Origin of the sequence: Sphingomonas zeae (genome assembly GCF_014197135.1) — a bacterium.
GTDB lineage: Bacteria > Pseudomonadota > Alphaproteobacteria > Sphingomonadales > Sphingomonadaceae > Sphingomonas > Sphingomonas zeae.
Window position 1 is genome coordinate 238,898 of the sequence record NZ_JACIFA010000002.1, and the last position, 22,005, is coordinate 260,902.

Here is a 22,005-nt window from a genome sequence, read left to right on the forward strand (position 1 = left end):
ATGTCCGACGCCCCCCATATCCCCGTCCTGCTCGACGAAGTGCTCGACGCGCTCGCCATTGCCCCTGGCGAGACGCATGTCGACGGCACGTTCGGCGCGGGTGGTTATGCCCGCGCGATGCTGGGCCGGGGCGCGAAGGTCATCGCCTTCGACCGCGATCCCGATGCGATCGCCAATGGCCAGGCGCTGGTCTCGGCCGAGCCCGGGCTGACCCTGATCCACCGCGAATTTTCCGGTCTGGATCAGGCGCTTGATGTCCGCGTTGATGGCGTGGTGCTGGATATCGGCGTCTCCTCGATGCAGCTCGATCAGGCCGAGCGGGGTTTCTCGTTTCAGGGTGACGGTCCGCTCGACATGCGCATGGCGCAGGCGGGCCAGTCTGCGGCCGATTTCCTGAACACGGCCGACGAAGCGGCGATTGCCGACGTCCTTTATCATTATGGTGAGGAGCCGCGTTCACGCCGCGTCGCGCAGGCGATCGTCGCCGCCCGCCCGCTGACCCGCACCGGGGAACTCGCCGCCGTGGTCCGCCGGGCGCTCGGCTATCGTCCGCACGACAAGAAGGACCCGGCGACCCGAACCTTTCAGGCGATCCGCATCCATGTGAACCGCGAACTCGACGAGCTGGCCGAAGGACTGGCGGCGGCCGAGCGCGCGTTGAAGCCGGGTGGTCGCCTGGCGGTGGTCACGTTCCACAGTCTGGAAGATCGCATGGTCAAGCGCTTCTTCCGCGAGCGCGCCGGGCAGATGCCGGGCGGCTCGCGTCATCTGCCCGAACAGGCGGCGGCGCGCGCACCCAGCTTTGCCCATGTCGGCAAGGCGGTGCGCGCGGGTGATGCGGAGTTGGCTCGCAATCCGCGCGCGCGTTCGGCGACGCTGCGTTTTGCGACGCGGACGGAATCCCCCGCCTGGTCGGCGGGGCAGGGCGGGGCGCCGATGGGCGAGTTGAGTCAGGAGTTGCGCATATGACGGCGGCGTATCGGTTGAAGGGGATAGGATGGTTCGGGAGCTGCGTCGCAGTGGTCCTGGGATTCTACCTCGTCTCGTTGCAGGTGGCGGCGGAGCGCAAGAAGCTCGACGACGTCAACGGCCGCATCGCCGCTGCGCAGCGGGACATCCGCGCGCTGGAGACCGAGTTCGACACCCGCGCCAATCTGGTCCAGCTGGAAAAGTGGAATGGCGACACACTGGCGCTGACCGCGCCGGTGGCGGGCCAGTTCGTCGGGGACGAAACGCAGCTTGCCTCGCTCGACGTGACCCATGGTCCAACCGAAGGCGCGATCCAGACCGCCGCGCTGCTCGTCCCCTCGCAGCCCGCGCCGGTTATCGTCCAGCCGGAAGCCGCCACGCCTGCCGCTTCGCCCAAGCCCAACGCGCCCGCCCCCGTCGTCCGCCTCGCCAAGGTCGATCTGCCCAAGCCCCAGATCGTCCAGGCCGTGTCGGAGCATGTCGTGACGCCTAGGAAGGCCAAGCCTGCCCCTCTGGCGACCGTTCGCACCGCCGCCGCCGTGGCGAAGGTCCGGCCCGAGGCGGTGGCGATGCTCGACCGCCAGCTGCTGTCCGACACGACGCTGGGTGACATTCTGAAGGGCGCCAAGACCGAATCGCGGCGGCGGCGTTGAGCGTTCTGGTCGCGCGTCCCGCCGGAACGCAGCGTACCGCCGGCCAGCGCCACGCGCTGGTCGCGACGACGCATATGCGGCTGATGATGCTGATGATGCTGTTCGGCGCGGCGGTCCTCGTCGTGATCGGGCGGCTGATGCTGCTGGCGCTGTTCGCCGGACCCGCCGATGCGGCGGCGCGGACGGCGACGCTGGCGGCGCGCGGCGATATCGTCGACCGCAACGGCGCGCCGCTTGCGCGCACGATCGACAGCTGGACGATCGCGGTCCACCCGAAGAAACTGATCGGCGACCCGATGGAGATCGCCGCGCGCCTCGCCGCGCTGATGCCCGATCGCGGCGATCAGGCCTGGTTCTACAACCAGCTGACCCGCAAGGCGAATTTCGTCTATCTGCAACGCCGCGCCAGCCCCGCGCTGGTCGAGCAGGTGAATGCCATCGGCGAGCCCGGTCTGGTCTTCGATCGCGAGACGCAGCGCCTGTATCCGCAATCCTCGCTCGCCGCCCATGCGCTAGGCTTCCTGTCGACCGACGGACATGGGATGAGCGGCATGGAGCGCGTGCTCGATGAACGGCTGCTCGATCCGGCGCAGGCGGGCAAGCCCGTGGCGCTGTCGATCGACACCCGTGCCCAGGCCGCGTTGGAAAGCGAACTTGGCCGGGCGATGAACACCTTCTCCGCGCGCGGTGGCGGCGGCATCATCCTGGACGTGCATACCGGCGAGGTGATCGCCATGGTCTCGCTGCCCACCTTCAATCCCAACCGGGTCGGGATGGCGGGCACCGAGGAGTTGCGCAACATCACGACGCAGAGCGTGTTCGAGCTGGGTTCGACCTTCAAGCCGATCACGATGGCGGTGGCGATGGAGAATGGCGTCGTTACCTCGATGCAGCGGCGCTTCGACGCGACCCACCCGCTCAAGGTCGGCGGGTATACGATCCATGACGAAGCGGGCGATCCCAAGCGCTGGCTGAACATGGCCGAGACGCTGATCTATTCGTCCAACATCGCCACCGCGCGCATCGCCGACGAGATCGGGCCGCAGCGGATGCAGGCCATGTTCAAGAAGCTCGGCTTCGACACCAAGCCGGATATCGAGCTTCGCGAAAAGGGGCGCCCGCTGCTGCCGACCTATTGGGCGCGGACCACGACGATGACGACGGCCTATGGGCATGGCATCGCGGTGACGCCGCTGCATCTGGCCTCGGCCTATGCCGCGCTGGTCAATGGCGGCATCTGGCGGCCCGCGACGCTGCTGAAGGTTCAGCCGGGCCATGGTGCGACGGGACGGCGGGTGCTGAGCGAAGCGACCAGCGCGCGGATGCGGCAGATGTTGCGTCTGATCGTCATGCGCGGCACGGGCCGCAAGGGCGATGCGCCAGGCTACCGCGTCGGGGGCAAGACAGGCACCGCCGAGGCGGCGGTCGCGGGCGGCTATGATCGGTCGCGCAACGTGGCTACCTTTGCGGCGGCGTTCCCGATGGATGCGCCTCGCTATGTGGTGCTGGCGATGCTCGACTCGCCAAAGGGTACGAAGGAGACGTTCGGGTGGAAGACCGCAGCCTGGAACGCCGCCCCCGTGGTCGGGCGGACGATCACGCGGGTGGGCGCGATGCTGGGCGTCGTGCCCGACGCCAACAAGGACGTGGACGTGTCGGACATCCTGCCGACCCTGTGGCAGGATCCCAAGGCACCGCCGGTGGACGGACGATGAGGGGCGCGGCATGAAGCTGAACCAACTGACCGGCGACATTCAGGGCGAGGGCGGTGACGCCCTCGTCTCCGGTTTCGCGATCGACCATCGCAAGGTCGCGCCCGGCACCATATTCGGCGCGTTCCAGGGTGCGCGGGTCAATGGCGAGGATTTCATCGCGGATGCCGTGCGCAGCGGCGCCGTGGCCGTCGTGGCGCGGCCGGGCGTCCGGGTCGAGGGTGCCGTCCACATCGCCTCGGACGAGCCGCGTGCGGCCTTTGCCCGGCTGGCGGCGGCGTTCTTCGCGCCTTTCCCCGCTACGGCGGTCGCCGTGACGGGGACCAACGGAAAGACCTCGACCGTCGAGATGACGCGCCAGCTCTGGCGGATGGCGGGGCATCACGCCGCCTCGATCGGGACGCTGGGCGTCACCACCGCCGACGAACGAACCTATACCGGCCTCACCACCCCCGATGTCGTGACCTTCCTGTCCAACGTCGCAGGGCTGGCGCGCGAGGGCGTGACCCATCTGGCGTTCGAGGCATCCAGCCATGGCCTGACCCAGTATCGGACCGAGGGGCTGGAGGTGTCGGCGGCCGCCTTCACCAATTTGTCCCGCGATCACCTGGACTATCATGGCGATATGGGCGCCTATCTTGCGGCAAAGATGCGCCTTTTCTCGGAAGTCCTGTCGCCGGGCGGCACGGCTGTCGTCTGGGCGGACGACGTCCAGAGCGGCCGGGTGATCGACCTGGCGCGGGCGCGCGGAAACAAGCTGGTCACGGTCGGCGAACGCGGATCGACGCTGAAGCTGGTCGAGCGGCATCCGACGCTGCTGGGGCAGGGGCTGGTGATCGAGGATGAGCATGGCCAGGCGCATAAGGTGCAACTGCCGCTGATCGGCGCCTATCAGGCCGCCAACGCACTGGTCGCGGCGGGCCTTGTGCTGGCGACCGGCGGCGCGATGGCCACGACCATCGCGAACCTTGCCCGATTGCAGCCGGTACGCGGGCGACTGGAACGCGCCGCCATCGCGAGAAGCGGCGCGCCCATCTATGTCGATTATGCCCATACCCCCGACGCGATCGAGGCGGCGATCGCCGCGCTAAAGCCTCATGCGGGTGGGCGGCTGATCGTCGTGCTGGGTGCGGGCGGTGATCGCGATCCGGGCAAGCGCGAGGTGATGGGGCAGGTTGCCTCGATGCACGCGGACCGGGTGATCGTGACCGACGACAATCCCCGGACCGAGGACCCCGCCGCGATCCGCGCCCAAGTGATGCGGGGGGCGACCGGCGCGATCGAAATCGGCGACCGGCGCGAAGCGATCGCGGCCGCCATCATGGAAGCGGGCGAGCAGGACATCGTCCTGATCGCGGGCAAGGGTCACGAACAGGGCCAGATCGTCGGAGATCTTGTCCTGCCTTTCGACGATGTCACCGTCGCTCGGGAGTGCGCGGTATGACCGCCAAGGCCCCGGCAACCAAGGTGCCCCCGGCATCGCCCCCTGCCTGTGCTCAGCCCGAGGCGGCGCCCCGCGTGCGTCCCAAGCTGTCGCTGCATTATGGCGCCAAGACGGCCGAGGAGCGCAAATGACCCTCTGGACCGCACAGGAGATCGCGGCGGCGACCGGCGGCACGGCATCGGCCGACTTCGCCGTATCGGGCGTCGCCTTCGACAGCCGGGAGGTCGGCTCTGGCGACCTATTCGTCGCGATGTCGGGAGAGGCGACTGATGGCCATCGCTTTCTGGATCAGGCGTTCGGCCAAGGCGCGGCGGGCGCTCTGGTCAGCAACCCCACCGATCATCCGCATGTCCGCGTCGAGGACAGCTTTCGCGCACTGCAGGATCTGGCCCGTGCCAGCCGCGCGCGGACCAGTGCGACGATCATCGGCGTCACCGGATCGGTCGGCAAGACGAGCGCCAAGGAAGCGCTCTACGCCGCGCTCGAACGCGGCTGGCGGGGTGCCGTGCATCGCTCGGTCAAGAGCTATAACAACCATACCGGCGTGCCCTTGAGCCTTGCGCGGATGCCGCGCGACATGCGGGCGGGCGTGTTCGAGATGGGGATGAACCATGCGGGCGAGCTTTCCGCGCTGACCGCGATGGTGCGGCCGCATATCGCGATCATCACCGCCATCGCGCCCGCCCATACCGAATTCTTTTCCGACGAATCCGCCATTGCCGACGCCAAGGGTGAGATTTTCCAGGGGCTGCAGCCCGGTGGCACGGCGATCATCCCCTATGACAGCCCACACCGCGACCGCCTGATCGCCGCCGCCAGGCCCTATGCCGACCGGATCGTGACCTTCGGCTTCGATCCCGCCGCAGACGTTCGCGCGGTAGAGGCGATGCGCGGCACGCGTGGCGGCAGCTTCGTCACCGCCAAGCTGGGCGACAAGGAACTGAATTTCACCCTGTCCCAGCCGGGACGGCATTGGGTGTCCAATGCGCTGGCCGTGCTGGCTGCCGTCGATGCGGCGGGCGGCGATCTGGGTTTGGCCGGGCTCGCGCTCGCCGAACTGGGTGGCCTCGCCGGGCGCGGCGCGCGGTTTCGCGCGACCAATGGCGCGCTGGTCATCGACGAAAGTTACAACGCCAACCCCGCCTCGATGCGCGCGACGCTGGCTGTGCTGGCCGAGGAACCCGGCCGCCATGTCGCGGTGCTGGGCGAGATGCGTGAGCTGGGTGAGGACTCCGCCGACTATCACGCGGGACTGGCCGAGCCGATCGTTGCGGCGCGCGTCGAACGGGCGCTGCTGGTCGGCGAGTCGATGGCACCGCTGGCCGCCGCGCTTGAGGGGCGGGTCGATTTCGTCCATGTGGCGGACGCGAAGGCTGCGCACGAGGCGCTGGCCGGGTTCATCGCACCGGATGACGTGGTGCTGATCAAAGGGTCGAACGGAGTGGGGCTGTCGCGTGTCGTGGCGGCTCTGCGGGGCGACACCGCAACGGGCGGGGCGTGAGTTAGATGCTGTACTGGATCGCGGAGCATCTCGGGTTTCCGGGGCTTCTGAACCTCATCCGTTACCAGTCGTTCCGCACCGGCGCGACCGTGGCGACCGCGCTGTTCATCGGCCTCATCATCGGGCCGCGATTCATCGGCTGGCTGCGCGTCCGCCAGGGCAAGGGGCAACCGATCCGCGCCGACGGTCCGCAGACGCACCTCGCCAAGCGCGGTACGCCCACCATGGGCGGGCTGATGATCCTGACCAGCATGGTGCTGTCCATCTTGATCTGGATGAACGTGTTCAACCCGTTCGTCTGGGCGTGCCTGTTCGTGACGCTTGGCTTCGGCGCGATCGGCTTCCTCGACGATTATGACAAGGTGCGGAAGGCCTCGACGGCGGGCGTGTCGGGTCGGACCCGGCTGTTGCTGGAGTTCGCGATCGCGGGCGTCGCGGCGTGGATCATCATGGGGCAGAACGGGCCGCATCTGTACCTGCCCTTCACCTCGCGCATGTATCTGGACCTCGGCTATTTCTACCCGCTGTTCGCCGCCTTCACCATCGTGGCGTTCGGCAATGCGGTGAACCTGACCGACGGACTGGACGGGCTGGCGACCATGCCGGTCATCATCGCCAGCGTGGCCTTCATGGTCATCGTCTATCTGGCGGGTAACGTGAAGTTCGCCGATTATCTCGGTATCCCGCATGTGCCGGGAGCGGGCGAGCTGGCGATCTTCTGCGGCGCTGTGGTGGGGGCGGGCCTTGCGTTCCTGTGGTTCAATGCGCCCCCGGCGGCGGTGTTCATGGGCGACACCGGCAGCCTGGCGCTGGGCGGCGCGCTCGGCACCATCGCGGTGGTCGCGCATCACGAGATTGTGCTGGGCATCATCGGCGGCCTGTTCGTGGTCGAGGCGATGTCGGTCATCATCCAGGTCTTCTTCTACAAGCGGACCGGCAAGCGGGTGTTCCGCATGGCCCCGATCCACCATCATTTCGAACAGCTCGGCTGGTCGGAGCCGACGGTGGTGATCCGCTTCTGGATCATCGCCTTCGTCCTGGCGCTGGCGGGCCTGTCGACGTTGAAGCTGCGATGATCGTCGCCAGCGACTGGGCGGGGAAACGGTACGCGGTGCTGGGGCTTGCACGCTCCGGCGCCGCGACCGTTTCGGCGTTGCTGGCGGGCGGCGCGAGTGTGGTGGCCTGGGACAGCGATCCCGCCAAGCGTGCTGCCTTGTCTCCCCTCCCCTTCAGGGGAGGGGCCGGGGGTGGGGCCTCACCGCAAACTGCACAGCCTGAGGACGCGCCCCACCCCAACCCAGCATCGGGTCGATCAGGCTCCCAGCCTGATCTAAACCGCGCGGGGCGCGGTTTACCCGATGCTCCTGAAGGGGAGGGGCTGAGATTGGTTGACCTCGATACCGAGGACCTAACGGGCTTTGACGCGCTGGTCGTGTCGCCGGGGGTGCCGCTCAACACCCATCCGCTGGCCGCCGCCGCGCGGGCGGCGGGCGTGCCGGTGATCGGCGACATCGAACTCTTCGCCCAGGCGCGGCGCGACCTGCCGCCGAACAAGGTCGTCGGCATCACCGGCACCAACGGCAAGTCGACCACGACGGCACTGGTCCATCACATCCTGAAGACGGCGGGCGTGCCGACCCTGATGGGCGGCAATATCGGCCTGCCGATCCTGGGGCAGGAGCCTCTGCCCGCGGGCGGGGTCTATGTGCTGGAACTGTCCAGCTATCAGATCGACCTGACGCAGAGCCTGGATTGTGACGTCGCGGTCCTGCTCAACATCACGCCCGATCATCTCGACCGTTATGACGGGTTCGAGGATTATGCAGCGTCCAAGGCGCGGCTATTTTCGATGCAGTCGGCCGGGCATAACGCGGTGGTCGACGTCGTCTCGGCGGCCGATCATGATGCTTTGCGCGGCTCAAAGGACCTAGTCGCGAGCTTTATTGAGGATGCTTTTGATTTCAAGGCCATTGACGATCGCGAACAGCGCGAATGGCCCGCCTTGCAGGGGCCACATAACCGGCACAACGCCCGCGCCGCCGTCGAAGTGTGCGATATTCTGGGTCTCGATCTGGATACTATCCGAATGGGACTGCGCACCTATGCCAGCCTGCCGCACCGGATGCAGCATGTCGCAACGCGCAACGGCGTCGCCTTTGTCAACGATTCCAAGGCGACCAACCCCGAATCGACCGCGCCAGCGCTGGCGGCCTTCCCCCGCGTCCACTGGATCGTCGGCGGCAAGCGCAAGGGCGACGATCTCGACGCCTGTTCTCCGCATCTCGATCATGTCGCCGCCGCCTATACGATAGGCGAGGCGGCCCCGCTCTTTTTCGATCTGTTGAAAGACAAGGTTCCTGTCGTCGAGCAATCGGGCACGCTGGAGGCGGCGGTCGCCCATGCGGCGGCAGCGGCGCAGCCCGGCGATACCGTGCTGCTGTCGCCAGCCTGTGCCAGCTTTGACCAGTTTCGCGATTACGAAGCACGCGGCGACGCTTTCCGCGCCGCCGTGGAGGCATTGGCATGAGTGAGCGCGCGCCCAAGACTCCACGTCCGGGCCTGATCGGATCGATGAAGGGCCGTGGTGGCCGAGGCGACCGTTCGCCGCTGGGCACCTGGTTCTGGGACATCGACCGGGTGCTGCTGCTGCTGACCCTGTTCCTGATCGCGATCGGCCTGATTGCAGTCGCCGCCGCCAGCCCCGCGACGGCGATGCGTTATTCGGGTGAGCACCGGAAATTCACGCCGCTCTACTATTTCTGGCGACAGGTGATGTGGGTCGGCGTCTCGCTGCCCGTTTTGTTCGTCGTGTCGATGCTGCCGGTCGTCACCGCGCGGCGCATGGCGGTACTGGGGACGGGGGTGTTGATTGCGATCCTGGCCGTCACGCCCTTTATCGGGGTGGAGATCAACGGTGCGCGGCGCTGGATCGGCTTTGGCATCGCGCAGTTTCAGCCGTCCGAGTTTCTGAAGCCCATGTTCGTGGTGACGACCGCCTGGCTGTTGTCGCTGAAGGCCAAGGAGCGCGATCTGCCCGCCACGCTGCTCACCCTGGGGCTGACCGGGCTGGTTGCGGGACTGCTGATGATGCAGCCGGATTTTGGTCAGACGATCGTATTTTGCGTCATCTGGGCCGCGTTGCTGATGATTTCGGGAACGCCGATGCGGATCATGCTGGGCCTGGCGGCTATGGTGCCGGTCGGGCTGACGGCGGCCTATATGTTCTACAGCGTGGCGCGCAACCGCATCAACGCATTCCTGTTCCCCGATGTCGATGGCGAGGGAGCGGCCGACCATTTCCAGGTGAACGCTGCGCACAATACGCTGACTGCGGGCGGCTGGACCGGCACTGGGCCGGGTGGCGGCACCGCCAAGTTTGGCCTGCCCGAGGCGCATACCGACTATATCTTCTCGGTGATCGGCGAGGAGTTCGGCCTGATCGCCTGCTCGATCATCGCGCTCGTCTTCCTGGCGATCGTGGTGCGCGTGTTCGTGAAGCTGCTTGACGAACAGGACGAGTTCAAGCTCTACGCCGCCTCCGGGCTGGCGGTGCAGTTCGGCGCGCAGGCGCTGATCTCGATGGCGGTGAATACGGGGCTTGCCCCGTCCAAGGGCATGACCCTGCCGTTCATCAGCTATGGCGGCTCGTCGATGATCGCGCTGTCGATCGGGATGGGGTTGTTGCTGGCGTTCACCCGGCGCAATCCGTTCCTGACGCGCAGCCCCTATATAGTCAGGTGGAGCGGGCAATGAGCCGTCACTTCGTCCTCGCCGCCGGGGGAACCGGCGGCCATATGGTTCCCGCCGCCGCCCTTGCGGCCGAGCTGACCCGGCGCGGGCACCGTGTCGCGCTGGTGTCCGATGCGCGCGGCGTGCGCTTTCCAGGGTTGTTCGAGGATATCCAGACCCATGTCCTGCCCGCCGGGCGCTTTTCGGGCGGGCCGGTCGGCTGGGCCAGGGCGCTGCGCGAAATGTGGCGCGGCCGGGCGATGGCACGCGAACTGTACAAGACCTTCCGCCCGGCGGCGGTGATCGGCTTCGGCGGCTATCCGGCGATGCCCGCGCTGCTGGCGGCGTTTGCGGAGGGCATCCCGACGGCGATCCATGAGCAGAATGCCGTGCTGGGCCGGGTCAACCGGCTGGTCGCGGGCAAGGTCGATGCAATCGCCTTGTCCTATGAGGATACGCAGCGGCTCAGCGCCAAGTACGCGGGCAAGACGCGGCTGATCGGCAATCCGGTGCGCGACCAGGTGCTGGCGCTGCGGTCCCGGCCCTATCCGCTGCTGGAGGAGGACGGTATCTTCCGTGTGCTCGTGACCGGCGGCAGCCAGGGGGCGAGCGTCTTGTCGCAGGTCGTGCCCGATGGCCTCGCCATGCTGCCCGTCACCTTCCGGCGGCGGTTGCAGGTAACGCATCAGGCGCGGATCGAGGATATCGACGCTGTGCGTGCGAAGTACGCCGAGCATGAAATTCCGGCCGAACTCGCCACCTATCTGCCCGACCTGCCCGAACAGCTCGCCTGGGCGCATCTGGTGATCGCGCGGGCCGGTGCCTCGACGCTCGCCGAACTGACCGTGGCGGGGCGGCCTGCGATCCTGGTGCCGCTGCCATCCGCAACCGACGATCACCAGACGGTGAACGCGCGCGAGATGACCAAGGCGGGCGGCGCACGGACCATCGCGCAGAAGGATTTCACGCCGGTCGAGCTGGCCAAGCAGATGCAGAAGCTGGGTCTGGATCCGGCGGCGCTGGAGAATGCGGCAGGGCGCGCACGAGGCTGTGGACGGCCCGAAGCGGCAAGCGACCTCGCCGATCTGGTCGAAAGCCTGGACGCGCCGCGCATGGTCTTGCCGGTGGGCAAATCGCAAGGGACACAAAATTTGGCGGGAGCGGGCGCATGAAGGGCGTCGCCACGGATATCGGCACGATCCATTTCGTCGGCATCGGCGGCATCGGCATGTCGGGCATCGCCGAGGTGATGAAGAATCTCGGCTACCGGGTGCAGGGCTCCGACGTGGCCGAGGGCTATGTGGTGCAGGGCCTGCGCGACAAGGGCATTCAGGTCGCCATCGGCCATGCCGCCGATAATCTGGGCGATGCGGCGGTGGTCGTGACCTCGACCGCGATCACCCGGTCCAACCCCGAAGTCGAAGCCGCGCTCGAACGCCGCATTCCGGTGGTGCGCCGCGCCGAGATGCTGGCTGAGTTGATGCGGCTGAAGTCCACCGTCGCGGTGGCAGGCACGCATGGCAAGACGACGACGACCTCGATGGTCGCGGCGCTGCTCGATGCCGGGGGTGTCGACCCGACCGTTATCAACGGCGGCATCATCAACAGCTATGGCTCGAACGCGCGTCTCGGTGCGAGCGACTGGATGGTGGTGGAGGCGGACGAGAGCGACGGAAGCTTCCTGCGGCTCGACGGCACGATCGCGGTCGTCACCAATATCGATCCCGAGCATCTGGATCATTACGGCTCGTTCGATCGGGTGAAGGACGCGTTCGTCGAGTTCGTCGAGAATGTGCCCTTTTACGGCGCGGCTTTGCTCTGCCTCGACCATCCGGAAGTGCAGAACATCCTGCCGCGAGTCCGCGACCGGCGTGTCGTGACCTACGGCTTCTCGGCGCAGGCCGATGTGCGCGGCGTCAACGTCACGCCGATTCCCGGCGGCAACCGATTCGAAGCGATCATCCGCCACCGCGACGGCACGGCGCGTTCGATCGAGGGGATCGAGCTGCCCATGCCGGGCCGCCACAATGTTCAGAACGCGCTGGCCGCGATCGGCGTCGCGCTGGAACTGGGCATCGACGATGCGACCATCCAACAGGGCTTCGGCCAGTTCGGCGGGGTCAAGCGGCGCTTCACCAAGGTCGGCGAGATCGCGGTGGACGGCGGCGTCGCGACCGTGATCGACGATTACGGCCATCACCCGGTCGAGATCCGCGCGGTTCTCGCCGCCGCCCGCGAAGGCGCGCGCGGCCGCGTGGTCGCGGTGGTGCAGCCGCACCGCTTCACCCGACTCGGCAATTTGATGGAGGAGTTCCAGACGGCCTTCAACGACGCCGACCGCGTGCTGGTGACGCCGGTCTATGCGGCGGGCGAGCCGCCGATCGAGGGCGTCGATGCCGACGCGCTGGTCGAGGGGCTAAAGCGACGCGGGCATCGCTCGACCGCGACGGTCGCCGATGCCGATGCGCTGGCCGAGGAGCTGGCGGGCTCGATCCGCGCGGACGACATGATCGTCTGCCTGGGGGCTGGCGACATCACCAAATGGGCGGCGGGTCTGGCGGCGGCGATCGAGGCGCGCCGATGAACCTGCCCGACACCGCTGGCCGACTGACCCCGGACGCGCCGCTGGCGCCGCTCGTGTGGTTCAAGGCGGGCGGACCGGCCGAATATCTGCTGGAGCCGAGGGATGTTGACGATCTGTCGGCGTTCCTGCGCGGCCTTGGAGCCGAAGTGCCGGTGATGGCGCTGGGCCTCGGCTCCAACCTGATCGTGCGTGACGGCGGCGTGCCGGGCGTGGTGATCCGTCTGGGCAAGCCGTTCAGCTACGCGCGGGCTGGGGAGGGGCACCTCATAACCTGCGGGGGCGGCACCTCGGGCATTCTCGTATCCTCCAATGCCCGTGACGCAGGGATTGGCGGGCTGGAGTTTCTGCGCTCGATTCCCGGCACGGTTGGCGGCTTCGTGCGGATGAACGGCGGGGCCTATGGTCGCGAGGTGGCCGATGTGCTGGTCTCTGCCACGGTCGTTCGCCGTGACGGCACGGTCGAGACGCTGGGCGTTGCGGACCTGGACTACACCTATCGCCACTCCAACCTGACCGACGGGACGGTGGTGGTCGAGGCGACCTTCCGGGGTCACGCCGCCGAACCCGCCGACATCCAGGCCGAGATGGACCGCATCGCCGCCGCGCGCGAGGCGTCGCAGCCGCTGCGCTCCAAGACCGGTGGCTCGACCTTCAAGAATCCGGAAGGGCACAAGGCCTGGGCGCTGGTCGATGCGGCGGGCTGTCGCGGGCTGACGCGGGGCGATGCGCAGGTATCGGAGAAGCACTGCAACTTCCTCCTGAACCTCGGCAATGCCAGCGCGGCGGAGATCGAGGCGCTGGGCGAGGACGTCCGCGCCAGGGTGAAGGCGCAGTCGGGCGTGACGCTCGAATGGGAAATTCAACGAGTGGGAATCGCGAAGTGACCGACAATCTGCATATCGCGGTTCTGATGGGTGGCTGGTCGGCGGAGCGGCCGGTGTCGCTGATGTCCGGCGCCGGCGTCGCCGATGCGCTGGAGCGGAACGGCCACCGCGTCACCCGGATCGACATGGACCGCGATCTGGCGGCCAAGCTGGTCGAGGCCAAGCCCGACCTGGTTTTCAACGCGCTGCACGGCTCGCCCGGCGAGGACGGCACGGTGCAGGGGATGCTCGACCTGATGGGCATTCCGTACACCCATTCGGGTCTTGCCACCTCGGTCATTGCGATCGACAAAGTGCTGACCAAGCAGGCACTCGTACCCCATGGCATCCCCATGCCCGGTGGTCGTATCGTCAAGTCCGAGGAACTGTTCGCCGCCGATCCGCTGCCGCGCCCCTATGTGCTGAAGCCGGTCAATGAAGGCTCGTCGGTCGGCGTGGCGATCGTCACCGACACCAGCAATCACGGGAACCCGATCGCCCGTGACGCGAGCGGCCCCTGGGCCGAGTTCGAGGAACTGCTCGCCGAACCCTATATTCGCGGTCGCGAACTGACCACCGCCGTATTGGGCAACCGCGCGCTGGGCGTGACCGAGCTCAAGCCCAAAAATGGCTGGTACGATTTCGACGCCAAATACACCGACGGCCTGACCGAGCATGTTTGCCCCGCGCAGATCCCCGACGAGATCGCCGAGGCGTGCAAATCGCTGGCGCTGGAGGCGCATCGTATTTTGGGTTGTCGCGGGGCGTCGCGTTCCGACTTCCGCTGGGACGATGAGCGCGGCGTCGACGGGCTGTTCCTGTTGGAGGTGAATACCCAACCGGGCATGACCCCACTCAGCCTGGTGCCCGAACAGGGGCGCCATGTCGGCATGGATTACGACACGCTGGTCCAGGCGATCGTCGACGAGGCGCTGGCCTGGTACAAGGATCAGGCGGGATGAGCCGCACGATCAAGCGCGGGCCGCCACCCCGCCGCCCCGTGCCGCGCCGCCGCCAGCCGGTGAAGCGCGTCACGCTGGCGCAGCGTTTGCTGGCGCGGGTGCCGGTCAGCGAGGAGACGATCAAGAAGGCCGTCACCTGGACGATCCTGGGCGGCGCAGGCGCGGCGGCGCTGGCGATCGCGACCTATGTCGGCGTGCCCGGCATGATCGGCACCGCGATCGCCGAACAGGCGGGCCATGCCGGTTTCCGCGTCCAGCAGATCGAGGTGACCGGTCTGAAGCGCATGGACCGGATGACCGTCTATGCCGTCGCGCTCGACCAGCAGAGCCGGGCGATGCCGCTGGTCAATCTGGAGGATGTCCGGGCCAAGCTGCTGCGATACGGCTGGATCAAGGACGCGCATGTCTCCAGGCGACTGCCCGACACGCTGCTCGTCGATATCGAGGAGCGAACCCCGGCGGCCGTGTGGCAGGACAATGGCCAGCTGACCCTGATCGACGCGGGGGGCGTGCTGCTGGAGCCGGTGCGGGCCGAGGCGATGCCCGACCTGCCGCTGATCATCGGGCCGGGCGCTAATTTGCAGGAGCCCGCCTATCAGGCGCTGCTGTCCGCCGCGCCCGCGCTGAAGCCGCGTGTGAAGGCGGCGACCTGGATCGGTAATCGCCGCTGGGACCTGACCTTCGACAGCGGCGAGACGCTGGCACTGCCCGAGGAAGGGGCGGGGGCGGCGCTGATGAAGTTCGCCGCCATGGACGGCTCGCGGCCGCTGCTCGGGCGCGGCTGGCTGCGCTTCGACATGCGCGACCCTGCAAAGCTGGTTGCGCGAAAGCCCGGTTTGAATCAGAATCATGCGCTTGCCGATCCGGCCAAGGCCGGGGACATGGGCAGCGATCCCGCGTCCGGGAATGACGCGGACGGGGCGGCGTCCGAAGGGGCGGCGGCCCAAGGGGCAATACAGGGGTAGCAAGGTCATGGCGAAGATTGCACCCGAAGGGTTGATTACCGCGCTGGATATCGGGTCGTCCAAGGTGTCGGCGCTGATCGCGCGCAAGGGCGACGGCGGCGAACTGATCGTGCTGGGCACCGGCCAGCGCGAGAGCCGGGGCGTCAAGCGCGGCTATATCGCCGATATGGGCGCGACCGAGGCGGCGGTGCGCGAGGCGGTCGAACAGGCCGAGCGGATCGCGGGGCTCAATATCGAGAATGTCTGGGTCGGCTTTTCGGCCGGTGGCCTGGTGTCCGACGTGGCCGAGGTCGAGTTCGAGCTGGGCGGCCATCAGGTTGAACAGGGCGACATCGACGCGCTGCTGGCGGCCGGGCGCAACTCGATCGATCCGCAGGGGCGCATGGTGCTGCACGCGCAGCCCGCGCTCTATACGCTCGACGGGCTGACCGGCGTGAAAAAGCCGCTGGGGCTTCATGCCGACCGGCTGGGCGTGCATATCCATGTGGTCGCCGCCGATGGATCGCCGGTGCGCAACCTCGACCTGTGCGTCCGCTCTGCGCATCTGGAGGTGAAGTCGATCATCGCCGCGCCCGTCGCGACGGGCCTGGCCTGTCTGTCGGACGAAGAGCGCGAGCTTGGCGTCGCGCTGGTCGAGATGGGGGCGGGGATCACCAATGTCTCGCTGTTCGCCGGCGGGATGCTGGTCGGGCTCTGCTCGCTGCCGATGGGCGCGGCGGACATTACCGATGATGTGGCCTCGGCGTTCGGCACGCGGCGGCAGATGGCCGAGCGGATGAAGTGCTTCCACGGCTCGGCCAATGCGTCCCCGCGCGACAATCACGACATGCTCCAGGTGACGCCCATTTCTGCGGAAGATGGCGGAGACACGATGCAGATCACCAAGGCGCAGCTGATCGGCGTGATCCGCCAGCGGCTGGAACATCAGATGGGCGAAATCCGCAAGGCGCTCCAGCATCTGAAGTTCGAGGGGCCGGTGGGGCGCCAGGTGGTGCTGACCGGCGGCGGTGCGGAGCTGAAGGGCATCGCCGACTATGCCCAGCAGGCGCTGGGCCGCTCGGTCCGGATCGGCCGGCCGCGCGGGTTGACCGGCCTGCCCGATGCGCATGGCGGACCGGCTTTCGCGACGCTCGCGGGGCTGGCTTTCTATGCCGCGACCGACCCGATCGACCTGCGCAGCATTCCGGCGGTGAACCAGACGGTGCACCGGCCGAGCGGGATGGGGCTGTTCCGGCGGCTGATTCAGGCGGCGAAGGCAAATTATTAGAGAAAAGCGTCATAGGCTTGACGCTTTTGGGTTGGCACCGGGCACAGGACTGGTGCACTAACGATGAATTCAGGGGCCCGGTCTTTGCGTACCGATCGGGAACGGCGGAGTAAATTTGGGATGAGCATCGAATTCATCGCACCCGAGGTCGACGAACTGACGCCGCGCATCGCGGTGATCGGTGTCGGCGGTGCCGGCGGCAACGCGATCGCGAACATGATGCGCGCCGAGGTGCAGGGCGTGGATTTCCTCGTCGCCAACACCGACGCGCAGGCGCTGAAACAGTCGATCGCGCCGCAGCGTATCCAGTTGGGTGCCAAGATCACGCAAGGCCTGGGTGCGGGCAGTCGTCCCGAAATCGGCCGTGCGGCGGCCGAGGAGACGATCGAGGACCTGTCGAAGCTGCTTGAAGGCAGCCACATGTGCTTCATCGCGGCGGGCATGGGCGGCGGCACCGGCACCGGTGCGGCTCCGGTCATCGCCAAGGCGGCGCGCGACATGGGCATCCTGACGGTCGGCGTCGTGACCAAGCCGTTCGCGTTCGAGGGCAATCGTCGCGCCAAGTCGGCCGATGGCGGCATCGAGGAACTGCAGAAGTACGTCGATACGCTGATCGTCATCCCCAACCAGAATCTGTTCCTGATCGCCAATGCCAACACCACCTTCAAGGAAGCGTTCGCGATGGCGGACGAGGTGTTGCAGCAGGGCGTGCGCGGCATCACCGACCTGATGGTCATGCCGGGCCTCATCAACCTCGACTTCGCCGACGTCCGCTCGGTGATGCAGGAGATGGGCAAGGCGATGATGGGCACCGGTGAAGCCACCGGCGACAATCGCGCGATCGAGGCGGCGCAGAAGGCGATCGCCAACCCGCTGCTCGATGGCGTGTCGATGCAGGGGGCCAAGGGCGTCATCATCTCGATCACCGGCGGCGACGACATGCGCCTGCTGGAGGTTGACGAGGCGGCCAACCATATCCGCGAACTGGTCGATCCCGACGCCAACATCATCTGGGGTTCGGCGTTCAATCCCGAACTGGAAGGCCGCATCCGCGTATCGGTCGTCGCGACCGGCATCGACGCCGACGTGAAGGTTGCGCCGTCGCCTTCGGAATCGAACCGCAGCGGATTCAGCATGGGCGGCATGGCGCGCAAGTCGGATGAGACGCCGGGCCATCGCTCCAGCGAACCCGCCGCGTCCGCACCGCAGGCCAGCGTAGCTGCTTCCGCGCCGGTCGAGCAGCCGGCCCCCGCGCCTGCGCCGACCCCCGCTCCGGTGGCGGCTCCTGTCGCGTCGACCGTCGCCGCGCCGGTGGCCAAGCCCGCGGCAGCTCCGGCCCCGGCTCCGGCGGCGGATGACGAGTTGGTGCTGGGCGCTGACACGATCGTGCCCGCACCGACCGCACCCTCCCAACCCGCTGCCGCCGAGCCCGCTCCGGGAAGCGACGAAGCACGCCGACGCTGGCTGGCACCCGGCAGTGAGGCCGGGGAAGCCCCCGCACAGCCCGCGCCGCGCGTGAAGCTGGGCGGCACGCTGTTCGAGCGTATGTCGAACGCCGCGCGCGGTGCGCAGCGGGATGAGAATGGCCAGGGCGGGTCGGACTCGTCGCTCGACATCCCGCGCTTCCTGCATCGACAGAACAACCAGTAATATCCTGCCCCGGCGTGCCGGGATGAGGATGAGCAAAGAGGCCCGCGCGAGACGATCGCGCGGGCCTTTTCTGTTTCGATCGGAACGAGGTTTGAGCCAATCCCTCCCCCCGACCCCCCTCCCGCCTGCGGGAGGGGGAGCGCGCAGGGCGGCCGTCACACTTCTCCCCTCCCGCAGGCGGGAGGGGTTGGGGGAGGGGCTTTCCGCACGCCACCGCGCCAACGATAGACCTAACCCCGACGACCCACCGCACCATCATTTTCGCCTGTTGGTCGACCGCCCGGAGCAATCGGGCGCGCGGGTGTGCGAGGGGCATTGCCGTGCGCCGCGAAACACGCTTTATGAGCCACGGTCCCATGACGTTCGCATTTTTTCCCCGCGCCTCGCTGGCGCTCGCCCTGGCCCTTGCGGCTGCACCCATGCCGTCGTTCGCGCAGGAAGTGGTCCAGCCGCTTCCCGGCACCACCGACGCCGACAAGCTGGGGGACGTGATGCGCCGCGTCGCGCAGAACCCCCGCAATGTCGACGCGCTGGTGGAGGCGGCGGAGTTGTCCATCCATCTCGACGATCTGTCGGGCGCCGCCTCGCTGCTGGCGCGTGCGGAGAAGGTCGATGCCCGCGATCCGCGCGTCAAAGCGGGGATGGCGTCGATCCTGGTCCGTTCGGAACGACCGGGCGAGGCGCTTCGCTACTTCACCCAGGCGGAGGCGGCGGGGCTGCCGCCTGCGCGCTTCGCGGGTGATCGGGGACTGGCCTATGACCTGATCGGCGATCAGGCGCGGGCGCAGCGCGATTATCGTCTCGCGCTGGCCAATGCGCCGAGTGACGAGATCATCCGTCGCTATGCCCTGTCGCTGGGCATCTCGGGGCAGCGCGATCAGGCGCTCGAGCAACTCGACCCACTGTTGCGCAAGACCGATCGCGCGGCGTGGCGCGCGCGCGCCTTCATCCTGGCGATGGGCGGCGATCTGCCTGAAGCGACGCGGATCGCGTCGACGATGATGCCGCCGCAACTGGCGCAGGGGCTGCAACCCTTTTTCCAGCGGCTGCCGAGCCTGCCCGCCGTCGATCGTGCCTTTGCCGTCCATTTCGGTGAAACGCGTGCGACGCCGGAGCGGCTGGCCGACGCACGGCTGGCGCCCAACCTGCCGCCTTTGACCCCGCAGGCGCCGGTGGCGCTCGCCTCTGCGCCCGTTCTTCCGTCCGCTTCCCCGGCGGCGCGCGAGGATCGGCGGCGCGGTGGACGCATTTCGCGCGGTACGGCGGTGGCGGCAAGCCCTGCGCCGATGGCGGTGGCATCGGCAACCACGCCCCGTGTCGTCGCGGCGGCATCGCCGATGCAGATGATCCAGCCGTTGCCCCAGGCGTCAGCGCGGCCTCAACCTCAACCTCAACCTCAACCTCAACCTCAACCCGGCTTCACTGGCGCGCTGCCGACGGCGCCCGCAACACGCGCACCGGTCGAGATGGCGTCGAACACCGCGCGTCCCATGATCCAGCCGCTGCCCACCGTGTCCGCGACGGCTCCGGCCGCGACGACTCCGGCGACGGCAACCGCGATCGTTCAGCCTGTGCCTGCTGCGACCACGGCCACGCCGCCGCTTCAGATGGTGCAGACCGTGCCCGCGCCGGACCCGGTGCTAGCGACTCCTGCGCCGGTTGCGACCGCGATGGTGCAGCCGCTGCCGAGCAAGGCCGAGGAGCCCATCCCCGCACCGCGCCCGACGCGCGTGGCGTCCCGCCGTACCCCTCCGGTGCCGACACGCGCGGCGCGGGAAGACTCGGTGCTGGCACGGATCGTCGCCAACCTCTCGATTCCCGCGTCCGAACTGGGCGTGGAAGGCCCCGAGCGCCCGGCCGCGATGGCCGCCGCGACTCCGGTGAGCAGTGGCGCGCAACGGGTCGTGGCGGAGGCGCGCGCCAAGGCGGAGCGCGATAAGGAAGCGCGCGAAAAGACCGCCGAAGCAGAGGCGCCGCGCGCACCGACCGCAGCCGAGCGCAAGGCCGCCGCCGCCAAGGCCGCTGCCGAAAAGAAGGCACTGGCCGCCAAAAAGGCCGAGGCCGATAAAAAGGCGCTCGCCGCCAAGGAAGCGGCCGAGGAAAAGAAGCGCGCCCGCGCCAATCCGGAGCGTATCTGGGTTCAGGTCGCAGGCGGCGCGAACGAGGACGATCTGCCCAAGGCCTGGGCCGCGACCAAGGCCAAGGCGCCCGAAATGTTTGCGGGCCACAAGGGTTACAAGACCCCGTTGCGCGCGACCCATCGCGTCCTGACCGGCCCGTTCAAGACCGATGCGGAGGCGCGCGCCTTCGTCAATCAGCTCGCCAAGAAGGGGGTGTCGGCCTTCCCCGTGACCAGCGACGCAGGGCAGGCGGTAACGCGGCTCGACGCGAAGTGAGCCGCTTCGCACCCTGGGCTTCCTTTCCCGAACACAGCCGTGGCCGTCGTCATGACGAGGCCACGGCCCTGGCACGCGGACCACGCGATGCGTTCCAGCGCGATCGCGACCGGATCATCCATTCGATCAGCTTCCGGCGGCTGCGGCACAAGACCCAGGTCTTCATGGCGCCCGATGGCGACCATTTCCGCGTCCGGCTGACCCACAGCCTGGAGGTGGCGCAGATCGGCCGGACGATCGCGCGCACGCTGGGGCTGAACGAGGATCTGACCGAGGCGCTCTGCCTGGCGCACGATATCGGCCATCCGCCCTTCGGCCATGCGGGCGAAGATGCGCTGAAGGGGGCGCTCGCCGATCATGGCGGGTTCGACCATAACGGCCACACGCTGCGCACCCTGACCGAGATCGAGCGGCCTTATCCCCGTTGGGACGGTTTGAACCTCAGTTGGGAGACATTGGAGGGGCTGGCCAAGCATAACGGGCCAGTGCGCCATCCCGGCTGGGCGTTGCAGGAGGCGGATGCGGGCTTCCCGCTGGATCTGGACAGCCATGCTTCGCTGGAGGCGCAGGTCGCGGCGCTGGCCGACGACATCGCGTACGACAATCATGATATCGATGACGGCCTGCGCGCCGGGCTGCTGACGCTGGATCAGTTGCTGGCCGTGCCGCTGGTCGCGCGCGGCTGGGACGCGGCGCGGGCGCAATTCCCCGAGGTCGCCCCGAAGCGGCTGGCGAGCGAACTGATCCGCTCGCAGATCGGCGTGATGGTCAACGACCTCGTCGCCGAAACTCGCATTCGCATTGCCGAGAGCGGGGTGAGCGACGTGGCGGATGTCCGCGCGGCGGGCTGGGCACTGGTCGGCTTTTCCGACGCGATGCGCGTCGAGGAGCGCGACCTGAAGCGCTTCATGTACACCAATCTCTATCATCACCCGCGCCAGCTGGCGGCGGCGGACGCGGCCCATGGCATCGTGAAGGGGCTGTTCGCGGCGTACCACGCCGACCCCGCACAACTGCCCGAGGAATGGCGCGAACGCTTGCCGGAGGAAGAGCCAGCGCGCAGTCGGCACATCGCGGACTTCATCGCGGGCATGACCGATCGTTATGCGGTACGGTGTTATCAGCAGGTCGTGGGCGCGATTGACTTGCCGGAGGGGTTTTGATGCTGTGACCCCACCCGCATCACTAACCGTCGCTCTACGGGGTTGGGATCGGCGTGAAGGGTATCATATTCCTGGTGATCGTAGCACCAGTCTTGGCGGTGTTCGCTCCGTATAAGGGCAGTTCTAGGGTTGCCAAGATCGGGATAT

At 67.9% G+C, this 22,005-nt stretch carries 18 protein-coding genes; all 18 read left to right on the top strand.

The genetic code is table 11. The features are described 5' to 3' along the window. The 18 genes from rsmH (at window position 1) to GGR45_RS04315 (ending at window position 21,858) form a co-directional block, all read left to right on the top strand. Window positions 1-969 (top strand): 16S rRNA (cytosine(1402)-N(4))-methyltransferase RsmH, encoded by a 969-nt coding sequence (rsmH, locus tag GGR45_RS04235; protein WP_175313099.1) that lies wholly within the window; start codon window positions 1-3, stop codon window positions 967-969. After that, the gene (locus tag GGR45_RS04240; RefSeq protein ID WP_175312897.1) at window positions 966-1,622 is read left to right on the top strand and encodes a hypothetical protein; all 657 of its coding nucleotides are present in this window, start codon (window positions 966-968) and stop codon (window positions 1,620-1,622) included. The genes rsmH and GGR45_RS04240 overlap by 4 nt, the downstream gene beginning before the upstream one ends. After that, window positions 1,619-3,337 (top strand): peptidoglycan D,D-transpeptidase FtsI family protein, encoded by a 1,719-nt coding sequence (locus tag GGR45_RS04245; RefSeq protein ID WP_175312898.1) that lies wholly within the window; start codon window positions 1,619-1,621, stop codon window positions 3,335-3,337. The genes GGR45_RS04240 and GGR45_RS04245 overlap by 4 nt, the downstream gene beginning before the upstream one ends. 10 nt (window positions 3,338-3,347) lie before the next feature. Beyond that, on the top strand, window positions 3,348-4,778 hold the full coding sequence (locus tag GGR45_RS04250) for a UDP-N-acetylmuramoyl-L-alanyl-D-glutamate--2,6-diaminopimelate ligase (protein WP_175312899.1): 1,431 nt from the start codon (window positions 3,348-3,350) through the stop codon (window positions 4,776-4,778). Further along, window positions 4,775-4,909, top strand: coding sequence for a hypothetical protein (locus GGR45_RS19795; RefSeq protein WP_281394111.1), 135 nt, complete (start codon window positions 4,775-4,777; stop codon window positions 4,907-4,909). Before GGR45_RS04250 ends, GGR45_RS19795 begins: the two co-directional genes overlap by 4 nt. Then, entirely contained in the window at window positions 4,906-6,279 is a 1,374-nt protein-coding gene (locus tag GGR45_RS04255) for a UDP-N-acetylmuramoyl-tripeptide--D-alanyl-D-alanine ligase (RefSeq protein ID WP_175312900.1), read from the top strand. Before GGR45_RS19795 ends, GGR45_RS04255 begins: the two co-directional genes overlap by 4 nt. 5 nt (window positions 6,280-6,284) lie before the next feature. Then, the gene (gene mraY, locus GGR45_RS04260; RefSeq protein WP_175312901.1) at window positions 6,285-7,355 is read left to right on the top strand and encodes a phospho-N-acetylmuramoyl-pentapeptide-transferase; all 1,071 of its coding nucleotides are present in this window, start codon (window positions 6,285-6,287) and stop codon (window positions 7,353-7,355) included. Further along, a complete protein-coding gene (gene murD / locus GGR45_RS04265) occupies window positions 7,352-8,806 on the top strand; it encodes a UDP-N-acetylmuramoyl-L-alanine--D-glutamate ligase (RefSeq protein WP_246358044.1) in 1,455 nt (484 codons plus the stop codon). The genes mraY and murD overlap by 4 nt, the downstream gene beginning before the upstream one ends. Further along, entirely contained in the window at window positions 8,803-10,032 is a 1,230-nt protein-coding gene (locus GGR45_RS04270) for a peptidoglycan glycosyltransferase FtsW (protein ID WP_175312902.1), read from the top strand. The genes murD and GGR45_RS04270 overlap by 4 nt, the downstream gene beginning before the upstream one ends. After that, window positions 10,029-11,180 carry an undecaprenyldiphospho-muramoylpentapeptide beta-N-acetylglucosaminyltransferase gene (gene murG / locus GGR45_RS04275; RefSeq protein WP_175312903.1) on the top strand — a complete coding sequence of 384 codons (1,152 nt, stop codon included), beginning with the start codon at window positions 10,029-10,031 and terminating at the stop codon, window positions 11,178-11,180. The genes GGR45_RS04270 and murG overlap by 4 nt, the downstream gene beginning before the upstream one ends. Then, on the top strand, window positions 11,177-12,592 hold the full coding sequence (gene murC, locus GGR45_RS04280) for a UDP-N-acetylmuramate--L-alanine ligase (protein ID WP_175312904.1): 1,416 nt from the start codon (window positions 11,177-11,179) through the stop codon (window positions 12,590-12,592). Before murG ends, murC begins: the two co-directional genes overlap by 4 nt. Continuing rightward, window positions 12,589-13,476, top strand: coding sequence for a UDP-N-acetylmuramate dehydrogenase (murB, locus tag GGR45_RS04285; RefSeq protein WP_175312905.1), 888 nt, complete (start codon window positions 12,589-12,591; stop codon window positions 13,474-13,476). The genes murC and murB overlap by 4 nt, the downstream gene beginning before the upstream one ends. Beyond that, entirely contained in the window at window positions 13,443-14,417 is a 975-nt protein-coding gene (locus GGR45_RS04290; protein WP_175312906.1) for a D-alanine--D-alanine ligase, read from the top strand. The genes murB and GGR45_RS04290 overlap by 34 nt, the downstream gene beginning before the upstream one ends. Continuing rightward, window positions 14,414-15,382 (top strand): cell division protein FtsQ/DivIB, encoded by a 969-nt coding sequence (locus tag GGR45_RS04295; RefSeq protein WP_175312907.1) that lies wholly within the window; start codon window positions 14,414-14,416, stop codon window positions 15,380-15,382. Before GGR45_RS04290 ends, GGR45_RS04295 begins: the two co-directional genes overlap by 4 nt. A gap of 7 nt (window positions 15,383-15,389) precedes the next feature. After that, entirely contained in the window at window positions 15,390-16,649 is a 1,260-nt protein-coding gene (gene ftsA / locus GGR45_RS04300) for a cell division protein FtsA (RefSeq protein ID WP_175312908.1), read from the top strand. 120 nt (window positions 16,650-16,769) lie between these two features. Continuing rightward, the gene (gene ftsZ, locus GGR45_RS04305) at window positions 16,770-18,299 is read left to right on the top strand and encodes a cell division protein FtsZ (protein WP_175312909.1); all 1,530 of its coding nucleotides are present in this window, start codon (window positions 16,770-16,772) and stop codon (window positions 18,297-18,299) included. 356 nt (window positions 18,300-18,655) lie between these two features. After that, window positions 18,656-20,695 (top strand): SPOR domain-containing protein, encoded by a 2,040-nt coding sequence (locus GGR45_RS04310; protein WP_175312910.1) that lies wholly within the window; start codon window positions 18,656-18,658, stop codon window positions 20,693-20,695. Then, window positions 20,692-21,858 carry a deoxyguanosinetriphosphate triphosphohydrolase gene (locus tag GGR45_RS04315; protein WP_175312911.1) on the top strand — a complete coding sequence of 389 codons (1,167 nt, stop codon included), beginning with the start codon at window positions 20,692-20,694 and terminating at the stop codon, window positions 21,856-21,858. Before GGR45_RS04310 ends, GGR45_RS04315 begins: the two co-directional genes overlap by 4 nt. Window positions 21,859-22,005: the final 147 nt, after the last annotated feature.

Bases quoted from the DNA above. Each gene is read 5' to 3' on its own strand.
- rsmH (WP_175313099.1), top strand. From the start codon at position 1: ATGTCCGACGCCCCCCATATCCCCGTCCTGCTCGACGAAGTGCTCGAC.
- GGR45_RS04240 (WP_175312897.1), top strand. From the start codon at position 966: ATGACGGCGGCGTATCGGTTGAAGGGGATAGGATGGTTCGGGAGCTGC.
- GGR45_RS04250 (WP_175312899.1), top strand. From the start codon at position 3,348: ATGAAGCTGAACCAACTGACCGGCGACATTCAGGGCGAGGGCGGTGAC.
- GGR45_RS19795 (WP_281394111.1), top strand. From the start codon at position 4,775: ATGACCGCCAAGGCCCCGGCAACCAAGGTGCCCCCGGCATCGCCCCCT.
- GGR45_RS04255 (WP_175312900.1), top strand. From the start codon at position 4,906: ATGACCCTCTGGACCGCACAGGAGATCGCGGCGGCGACCGGCGGCACG.
- mraY (WP_175312901.1), top strand. From the start codon at position 6,285: ATGCTGTACTGGATCGCGGAGCATCTCGGGTTTCCGGGGCTTCTGAAC.
- murD (WP_246358044.1), top strand. From the start codon at position 7,352: ATGATCGTCGCCAGCGACTGGGCGGGGAAACGGTACGCGGTGCTGGGG.
- GGR45_RS04270 (WP_175312902.1), top strand. From the start codon at position 8,803: ATGAGTGAGCGCGCGCCCAAGACTCCACGTCCGGGCCTGATCGGATCG.
- murG (WP_175312903.1), top strand. From the start codon at position 10,029: ATGAGCCGTCACTTCGTCCTCGCCGCCGGGGGAACCGGCGGCCATATG.
- murC (WP_175312904.1), top strand. From the start codon at position 11,177: ATGAAGGGCGTCGCCACGGATATCGGCACGATCCATTTCGTCGGCATC.
- murB (WP_175312905.1), top strand. From the start codon at position 12,589: ATGAACCTGCCCGACACCGCTGGCCGACTGACCCCGGACGCGCCGCTG.
- GGR45_RS04290 (WP_175312906.1), top strand. From the start codon at position 13,443: ATGGGAAATTCAACGAGTGGGAATCGCGAAGTGACCGACAATCTGCAT.
- GGR45_RS04295 (WP_175312907.1), top strand. From the start codon at position 14,414: ATGAGCCGCACGATCAAGCGCGGGCCGCCACCCCGCCGCCCCGTGCCG.
- ftsA (WP_175312908.1), top strand. From the start codon at position 15,390: ATGGCGAAGATTGCACCCGAAGGGTTGATTACCGCGCTGGATATCGGG.
- ftsZ (WP_175312909.1), top strand. From the start codon at position 16,770: ATGAGCATCGAATTCATCGCACCCGAGGTCGACGAACTGACGCCGCGC.
- GGR45_RS04310 (WP_175312910.1), top strand. From the start codon at position 18,656: ATGACGTTCGCATTTTTTCCCCGCGCCTCGCTGGCGCTCGCCCTGGCC.